Below are 8327 nucleotides of genomic sequence, written 5' to 3'. Positions count from 1 at the left end.
GTCTCTATTCGGGGTGCACGCTCGCTCAGCCCAACGACTGTGTTTATGCTTCGGTGGGGGAGATTTCCGGCATCGCGAATTCCTCTTACAACGCCTTTGAAAGCAGCGTGCGGAAGCGCTTCGGCCACGGCATCTCATTTCTCGCGTCCTACACATGGTCCAAGTCGATCGATGATGTTTCCTCATTCAACATCACCGGTTCGGCAGCCCAGCCGGTGGCGGGAGAAAACGATCTCGCGCAGAATCCTTTCGATCTAGCGGCCGAGCGCGGGCGCTCAATGTTCGACGCCCGCCACAGGTTTGTATTGAGTTATCAGTGGAGCCTTCCCTTCTGGCGCCAGGCTCAAACGTGGTACCAGCACATTCTCGGCGGATGGCAACTCAATGGCATCACTACCCTAATGAGCGGCACACCGTTCACCGTTTTCGATTCGCGAGACGTGTCCCTGCAGGGCGGTGCGCCGGAGATTACTGGGTTTTCGGCCAATCGACCCGATCTGATTGGCAATCCCAATTCCGGCCCCCATACGGTATCCCGCTGGTTCAATACCAGCGCCTTCCAGGCCCTTACTCCCGATCCAAATTCTCCTGTTCAGCAGTTTGGCAATGAAGGCCGCAATGTGGTGCAGGGCCCTGACTTCATGCAGTGGGATTTTTCCGCCCTCAAGAACATCCGGGTGGCGGAAGGCAAGCAGTTCCAGTTCCGCGGGGAGATTTTCAATCTATTCAATCACCCCAATTTCCGGCTGCCGGATAGCGACATTAGCTCTCCTACCTTCGGTCAGATCCAGGGAGCTTTGCCACCCAGGCTTGTCCAATTTGCCTTGAAGTTTCTGTTCTGAAGAGACGGGAATCAGGCAGTTTCTCCAAAGGCGATTTCACTCTGCTTGTTTGAGGTTTGCCATGCGGGGGGCTTAACGATAAAGATGCGCGACGCACAACCTCTCCATGACGGAGTTAATCCAAGTGCCGGGGGAAAAGAATGCCGGCAAGAAAGAAGAGCAGATCACGCAAGAAGTCAGGGCGCCGCTACAGTAGAGGTGCAAGCAAGACCGTCGGGAGCGCCATGCGCCGCAGAAAACGCGGCACGCTTCGCTCGGGAAAGCGAGGTAAAGCGGGTCGGGTGAAAAGCCGCAAGCAGGCAATTGCAATTGGGCTCTCGGAAGCGCGTAAGAAGGGCGCAAAGGTTCCACCAAAGAACAAGTAGGAGTCAGCGCGACCGAATTATTGCGGGACCCTTAACACCACTACCGTGACATCATCGTGCTGACCGGCACGACTAGAGAACTGTTTCAGGCTCTCGAACAGGTATTCCAAGGACTCACCCGCCGATCGGTGCCGGCATCGATCCCACGTCTCCAGGATTTTACCTTCACCGAACTCAATCCCCTCGGCATTGCACAATTCATGCACGCCATCGGTGGCAAATAGCACGCTGTCCCCGGGAAAGAGTTGCGCAGTGTGCTCTTCGTAGGTGGCGTTCGGGAACATTCCGGAGGGTAATCCTCCTTCGCCAAGTGGCTGGCAACTGCTCTTGGATACCAGAAGTGGGCGAGGCAGTCCGGCGTTGGAAAATTGAAGTGTGCGAGTTATCGGGTCAAAGACCGCATACAACGTCGAGCAGAAGCGGCCCGTCATGGGGCGCTGCAGGAGGCGCTCGTTGAGCAAGGAGAGCACGCGTGCGGTGGCCGTGCCGGTCTTATGGATGCCGCGCAGGGCTCCCATCACCAGAGCGCCATACAGGGCTGCCGGCAAACCCTTTCCCACTACGTCGCCCATATACAGCCCGACAAAACCGTTGGGTAAGCGGAAGAAATCAGCAAAGTCGCCGCTCACTTCGAAAAAAGGCGAATAACGAAAGGCAAACTCGAAGGAGTGTTCGGCGAGAGGAGCGCTCGGCAACAGTGAAACTTGGAGAACTTGCGCTTCGCGCAGGTGCTGCTCGCAATCGCGGCACCGGACACCGTTATTGGTAGGGTTTTCCAGGACGACGTCGGATTCCAGACCTTCCATCTGCGTGCCTGCTGACTTTTGCATCGACAAAAACGGTGCTTGCTTTAGTCTTCATTGATCCTTAAGAGATTAAGTTCCACTTTGGGAGAGGGTGCAAAGCCGCAGTTCGTGCGACTCGAAGCGACGAGTGCGTGCTTGCAAAAAATTCTGGGAGAACCTGTGGTTCTCCCAGTAACGGTTCTACTTGTTGACCGCAGGCGGTGGGATCAGTTCGGCCAGTCGTGCATCTTGCCGGATAGTAGCGAACTCTTCGTCTCTATAAACGTCCGTCAGATTGTGAAAGCCCTCTTCCTTAGCTTTTCTCAGGCATTCGAGACAACGTTCGATATCGCCACGTTTTGCGAACAACTTAGCCAACACATAAGAATATTTGGCGCGATCTTCGGGAGATGAAATCTTGGCAGAAACGCCGCCGTGGGTGGACCGCAATAGGACCTCAGGATCCAACTCCAAGGCACGCGTGTATTCTGCGATTGCACGCTCAAGCTTGTTCTGGGCGAACCAGGCAGTGCCTAAATTACTGTGGATAGAGGCATTTGCTTCGCTCAAAGCCAGTGCCTTTTTGTAATATTTCACCGCCCGTCCGTAATTCTTCTGCATGTAGGCAATTACGCCAATGTTGTTGAAGGCTTGAGCATATTTGCTATCGAATTTCACCGCGCGAGTGAAATGGTACTCCGCAGAACTAAGCTGGCCAATCTGCAGCTCCGCGATTCCAATCTTGTTGTATAAGACGGCATTCTTCGGTTGTCTCTGCAGGCCGGCATTGTAGTATCGAATTGATTCTTCGTAGTTCTTCTGCATACGCAGGATGTCCCCTCTGGCTTCCAGTTGTGCAACCGTCATTTGCGACATTGGCAGGCTGGGTGGCTGGGACTCCGATGCTGAACTGCCGGAATTGTCAGCCCGCAAAGCAGCGGAAAGAGCCAAGAGGATTCCAATAAGCCATAGTCTCCGCATATATGCCTCCTTGGCCGGAGTTGCGCCACCGAACCGGGCTTTGTCTATTGGGTCGGAAAGCCTGCTCACAGCCGAACTCCTTATTGCAGAAGACAAGGCAGTACACAACGTTATAGCCGCTACCACACTGTTAAAGGCAGACGCTTTAGGGGGGACTTGTGGCCAATGCTCACAGACCCACGCTGTAGCAGACTGTAAACACTAACTTAGTGCTGACCGTCCCATTCTGGCCCTTTCCGAGGGTTACGGCGGCTGTTACCTCACTCTTCACGGTTACATGCGAGCTAGACTCTAGACAGGAACCCGCGAATGGCTGTCCTTCAAGAGTCCGTGGAAGCGGAACGAGCTGAACTCCAGAGAGTTCTGCAGTCAGAGGCGTTTGTCCGCGCGCCTGCCCTCTCGCACTTGCTTTCCTATCTCTGCGAGAAGTGGTTCGCGGGTGAAGGTGAGCAGATTAAGGAGTACTCCATTGCGGTAGAGGTTTTTGGCCGCGGCGCCTCCTTCGACCAGGATTCCGATTCTATTGTCCGGGTACAAGCCAACCGGCTTCGTAGGCGCTTAGCAGAGTACTACGCGGGAGACGGCGCAGGTCACACTCTCCACATTTCAATTCCCGTAGGACAGTACGTGCCACAGTTTGCAGTCGCGGGGGAGTCTTCCCAGGCAACCAAGCCCGTGCCGGATTCTCAAAAACCTGTAGCGGGCGATGCCGTCAGATGGAGGTCAAACGTGTGGCGCTGGTTCATTCCAGCCGCCATTGCCTCTGTTGTGGTTGGTATCGGCCTTCTGATCTTTCTTCCCAGGACGAAAACAACTGTGCCGGCATATCCCCAAAGGTCCGCGTCCGCTGTGAGTGAGGCTCCAATCGGATTGCCAGTCGGCGACGAGGTCCGAATTCTTGCAGGGAGTACCCACAACTATGTTGATCGTGCCGGAAAAGTATGGAGCGCCGACCGGTACTTTTCCGGCGGAATGCTGGTTCGTAGTCCCGTGAGGCATATCTGGCGGACGCTTGATCCGGAAATTTACCGCTCCAGCCGCCAGGGCGATTTCAGCTATGACATTCCACTGAAGCCCGGCAATTATGAGCTGCGGCTGCACTTTGCCGAAACTTATTACGGTCCTGAGGATTCGGGCGGCGGCGAGGGCAGCCGCATTATGGCCATCAACGTCAACGGCAAAACGCTGCTCAATGATTTTGACGTGGTGGCCGATGCTGGCGGCAGCAGGACCGCCGACGAGAAGGTGCTGGTTGACGTTACCCCGGCGGGAGACGGCCTGCTGCACTTGAACGTCTCCTCCCTGCACGGAGGACGCGGAATGCTGTCGGGAATTGAGATTGTCCCGGGAGTGCGCGGCCGAATCCGTCCCGTTCGTATCGTTATGCGCGACAGCTCTTACTATTCCGACGACAGCCGCTGGTGGGCTCCGGACCAGTATTTCAAAGGAGGGCAGTTGGCGGTTCGTGCAGGATCGGTGGCGGGCGCCGATGACCAGGAATTGTACGAGAGCGAGCGTTGGGGAAACTTCTCTTACGCCATCCCCGTACCGCCGGGACGATACACAGCAGTGCTCCACTTTGTGGAGCGGCGCTTTGGGGTCGGTAATCGCGACAGCTACGTGGGTCCACCGCATGAAGCCGCAGGTGGCCTGGGTAGCCGGGTGTTCAACGTGGTTTGCAATGGGCGAGTGGTGGTGCGAGATTTAGACCTTTTGAAAAATGCGGCGGAAAACCAGCTCCTGACGCGCAAGATCACGGGGCTGGAGCCTAACTCGCAAGGCAAGCTACTGTTCGAATTCGTTCCCGTCAGAGATTACGCAACAGTCAGCGCCATCGAAATTCTGCCAGAGTAGGTAACGAGAGTGCCCTGGCTGATCCGGGATGGCAACAACCCTCCTCTCTTTTCCTCCTTTGATTTATCCTGTGGCGCCACCAAGGGATTTCGACGGAGAACTGCGTGATTCCAAGGAATTGCCGTTTCTGGCTTGTGTTTTGCTCTGCCCTCGCCTACCTGATCCCGCTTGCAGTTGCTGCGCAACAGTACCCCGAGAGCCTGTATCAGGAGATGCGCTGGCGCATGATCGGGCCCTTTCGCGGCGGACGCACCCGGGCAGCTACCGGCGTGCCCAGCCAGCCAAACGTGTTCTACATCGGCGTAGTCAATGGCGGGGTCTGGAAAACGGAGGATTACGGTCGAACTTGGTCTCCGATTTTTGATGCCCAGCCTACACAATCGATCGGCGACATTGTCGTAGCGCCGTCTGATCCCAACACTCTCTATGTCGGCAGCGGAGAAGGCTTGCATCGCCCCGACCTGTCGGTTGGAGATGGGATCTACAAATCCATCGATGGGGGAAAGACTTGGACTCAGCTTGGACTGCGAGATGCGCAACAGATTCCCGCGCTTGCGATTGATCCACACGATCCTAACCGGGTATTTGCCGCTGTTCTAGGACATCCTTATGGACCTAACACCGAGCGAGGCATTTTCCGCTCCACCGACGGCGGCCAAACCTGGCAAAAGGTGCTCTACAAGGACGAGAACACGGGCGGCGCGGATGTCGAAATCGATCCCTCGAATCCAAGAATTGTTTACGCCTCGCTTTGGGAAGCCCGCCTGGGCCCTTGGGAGGACGGCAACGAATACAGCGGAATCGGAGGAGGACTTTTCAAGTCAACCGACGGAGGCACAACCTGGAGGCCGTTGAAAAATGGGTTGCCTGCGGATCTGGTGCAGATTCACGTAGCTATTGCCAGCAGTCAGCCTAATCGGTTGTACACCGTATTCTCCACCACCACGAGCAGCACCTATGGGTCCGGCAAGGGGCTGGGCTTCTATCGCTCCGATGACGGAGGCGAGAACTGGTACAACGCGACCAGCGATCCGCGTCCGGCGATGAAGATCGGAGGCGGCGATCTGCCGATGATCAAGGTGGATCCCACGAATCCGGATGTGGTGTACAGCACCAGCATTGTCACTGTGCGCTCGACCGACGGTGGCAAAACCTGGACCAGCATCCGCGGCGCTCCCGGCGGGGACGACTACCAGAACATTTGGATCAATCCGAACAATCCCAACATTATTCTTCTGGTCGCCGACCAGGGGGCCATCGTCAGCGTGAACGGCGGACAGACCTGGAGTTCCTGGTACAACCAGCCTACCGCGCAGCTTTATCACGTGACCACCAGCAATACGTTTCCCTACCGGGTCTGCGGAGGACAGCAGGAGAGTGGCTCAGTGTGCATTTTGAGCCGCGGCAATGATGGGGAAATCACGTTTCGCGATTGGCATCCGGTGGGAGTCATTGAGTACGGCTATGCGGCTCCGGACCCGCTCGATCCAGAGATCGTGTATGGGGCCGGGAGAAACGAGGTCAGCCGCTTTCACTGGAGCACGGGCCAGGTAGAAAACGTTACGCCCATTCCCATTCGTGGTGAAACATATCGCACCGAGCGCACCGAGCCGATCATGTTCTCGCCCGTCGATCCTCATATCCTGTACTACGCGGCGAATGTGTTGTTCATATCGCGCGATGGTGGAAGGACGTGGGAAACAATCAGCAGCGATTTATCGCGGCAGCATCCGGGCGTTCCCTCCAGCCTGGGAAAGATGGCTGCGAAGGACCCCAAAGCAGATAAGCAGCGCGGGGCGATCTATGCGCTGGCTCCTTCTTTCCGCGACGTCAATATTCTTTGGGCAGGCACCGACGATGGCCTGGTTTGGCGGACGCGAGACGGCGGAAAGAACTGGAAGGACATCACACCTCCAGAGCTGACTCCGTGGAGCAAAGTAACCCAGATCGCCGCCTCGCGTTTCGATGACGACACAGCCTACGTCTCGGTGAGCCGCCTGCGCATTGACGATCTGCGTCCTTATCTCTACCGCACACATGACGCAGGAAAGACGTGGCAGCGGATCGTTTCTGGACTTCCGGAAAATGCCCCTGTCAATGCTGTACGCGAAGATCCGGTGCGCAAAGGGTTACTGTTTGCGGCAACGGAAACGGGCGTGTGGGTTTCTTTTGATGAGGGCGACCATTGGCAGTCGTTGCAGTTGAACCTGCCGCGCAGTTCCGCCCGTGATTTGTGGATTCACGACGATGATCTGATTGTTGCCACACACGGAAGGTCCTTCTGGATTCTGGACGACATCACGCCGCTGCGACAGCTCAGCAGCCAGCTAATGCATGAGTATGCCTATCTCTTCCAGCCGCAGACTGCCTATCTTGTACGGCGCAACACCAATACGGATACTCCCCTGCCGACCGATGAGCCCGCGGGGCAGAATCCGCCGGCTGGGGCTATCCTCGATTATTTCCTGGCAGCGGCTGATGACGCAGTATTGGAAATCGTTGATTCACAAGGCAAGTCAGTGCGCCGCTATTCGAGCAAGGACACTCCCGAAATCACAGAAGAGGAGCTCGACAAACAACTGATCCCGCTCTACTGGATCCGCATGCCGCAGAGCCTTCCCATTATGCCTGGCATGCACCGCTGGGTGTGGGATTTGCATTACCCTGCGCCGCTCTCTGCGCGTCACGAATACCCGATTGCTGCCACTCCTCACGACACGCCACGAGTCCCACTGGGGCCGCTGGCTCTGCCAGGGCAGTACACGGTGCGTCTCACAGTCCGTGGTCGTTCTTACGCCCAGCCGCTGACGCTGAAGATGGATCCGCGGGTCAAGACGCCGATGGCCGACCTGGAGCAGCAGTTCAAGCTCCAAATGAGGCTGGCTTCCATGCTCTCGGACAGCTCGCGGGCGCTCCTGGAAGCTCGCTCCGCGACTCGTCAACTCGAAAAACTGCCCAAAGATGTGGGCGGAACACAGGGTGAATCGATTCGGGCTTTTGAGAAAAAGCTAACGGCGGTTGTGGAAGGTCCGAAGGATTCGGGCGCGAATAGTCCGGCGGAGCCGAACCTCGAGCAGGTCAACAGCGACATCTATGCGCTTTACGGCAGCGTAGGCCAGGCGGATGTGGGCCCCACCATAGCGCAAGTGGATGCTGTCGAAGTCGCCCAACGCAGTCTTTTTGCCGTAGAGAAGAGCTGGAACGATCTGAAGGGTGCAGATTTGCAGGAATTAAATCGGCAACTGCGGCAGGCCAACCTGCCAGAGATTCGGCCTGAGCAGGATTTGAAGGCAGGCGAGGGCGGGGGAAATGAATAGTAGTCTGGGGCTCCCGAATCCCAGCGCAGGAACGGGCTCTCCATTCACTCGGATAAGTAGTCAGAAGCTATCGGCTATCCCAATAAATCGGTTTTGAAACCTAGTATTTTTTCACTATTGTGTGGCTCCCTGAGTCCCAGTAGAGTGCGCACATATTGTTCGTCTCCATAACTGGTGAGCCTC

At 56.5% G+C, this 8327-nt stretch carries 6 protein-coding genes; 4 read left to right on the top strand and 2 right to left on the bottom strand.

Going from position 1 to position 8327, the window contains the following annotated elements; genetic code table 11:
* Together VEG30_02520 and VEG30_02515 are read left to right on the top strand one after the other, a co-directional pair.
* On the top strand, positions 1 to 842 hold an 842-nt coding region (locus tag VEG30_02520), incomplete at its 5' end, for a hypothetical protein (protein HXZ78774.1).
* A 140-nt stretch (positions 843 to 982) separates the two neighbouring features.
* Positions 983 to 1207, top strand: coding sequence for a DUF6496 domain-containing protein (locus VEG30_02515; GenBank protein HXZ78773.1), 225 nt, complete (start codon positions 983 to 985; stop codon positions 1205 to 1207).
* Between the two features lie 17 nt (positions 1208 to 1224).
* Here the strand turns inward: VEG30_02515 and VEG30_02510 are convergent, their stop codons facing one another.
* Entirely contained in the window at positions 1225 to 2037 is an 813-nt protein-coding gene (locus VEG30_02510) for a PP2C family protein-serine/threonine phosphatase (protein ID HXZ78772.1), read from the bottom strand.
* Between the two features lie 156 nt (positions 2038 to 2193).
* Positions 2194 to 2973: a tetratricopeptide repeat protein gene (locus tag VEG30_02505; GenBank protein ID HXZ78771.1), complete on the bottom strand. Its 780-nt coding sequence runs from the start codon at positions 2971 to 2973 to the stop codon at positions 2194 to 2196.
* Between the two features lie 309 nt (positions 2974 to 3282).
* Between VEG30_02505 and VEG30_02500 the strand changes: the two genes are divergently transcribed.
* On the top strand, positions 3283 to 4827 hold the full coding sequence (locus tag VEG30_02500; protein HXZ78770.1) for a malectin domain-containing carbohydrate-binding protein: 1545 nt from the start codon (positions 3283 to 3285) through the stop codon (positions 4825 to 4827).
* A 104-nt stretch (positions 4828 to 4931) separates the two neighbouring features.
* On the top strand, positions 4932 to 8144 hold the full coding sequence (locus tag VEG30_02495; protein HXZ78769.1) for a glycoside hydrolase: 3213 nt from the start codon (positions 4932 to 4934) through the stop codon (positions 8142 to 8144).
* Positions 8145 to 8327 lie beyond the last annotated feature (183 nt).

Source organism: Terriglobales bacterium (assembly GCA_035624455.1).
GTDB lineage: Bacteria > Acidobacteriota > Terriglobia > Terriglobales > Acidobacteriaceae > DASPRM01.
The sequence above is the reverse complement of the archived record's forward strand: the minus strand, read 5'-3'. Positions and strand labels throughout refer to the sequence as shown.

Bases quoted from the DNA above. Each gene is read 5' to 3' on its own strand.
- VEG30_02505 (HXZ78771.1), bottom strand. From the start codon at position 2,973: ATGCGGAGACTATGGCTTATTGGAATCCTCTTGGCTCTTTCCGCTGCT.
- VEG30_02510 (HXZ78772.1), bottom strand. From the start codon at position 2,037: ATGCAAAAGTCAGCAGGCACGCAGATGGAAGGTCTGGAATCCGACGTC.
- VEG30_02500 (HXZ78770.1), top strand. From the start codon at position 3,283: ATGGCTGTCCTTCAAGAGTCCGTGGAAGCGGAACGAGCTGAACTCCAG.
- VEG30_02515 (HXZ78773.1), top strand. From the start codon at position 983: ATGCCGGCAAGAAAGAAGAGCAGATCACGCAAGAAGTCAGGGCGCCGC.